The following is a 240-nucleotide window of genomic DNA, read 5'->3' on the forward strand; positions in this document are numbered from 1 at the left end:
TGCGCTCGTACTCTGCCGGGCTGACATACCCCAAAGCCGAGTGCCTACGTATGCGGTTATAAAATACTTCGATGTATTCGAAAATCCCGGACTTTGCCTCTTCTATCGTCCGATACTGTTCAGCATAGATCAGCTCAACCTTAAGTCGACTGAAAAATGATTCCATCGCCGCATTATCCCAACAATTCCCTTTCCGGCTCATGCTGGGCCGGCAGCCATGTCGTTCCATCAAGGCCTGAT

At 50.0% G+C, this 240-nt stretch carries 1 protein-coding gene; it reads right to left on the minus strand.

All coding sequences use genetic code 11. The annotated features are described in order from the left end of the window. On the minus strand, nt 1-240 hold a 240-nt coding region (locus H1S06_RS00270), incomplete at both ends, for an IS3 family transposase (RefSeq protein WP_255482839.1).

The sequence above is a fragment of the Marinobacterium marinum genome, from assembly GCF_013868415.1.
GTDB classification, from domain to species: domain Bacteria; phylum Pseudomonadota; class Gammaproteobacteria; order Pseudomonadales; family Balneatricaceae; genus Marinobacterium; species Marinobacterium marinum.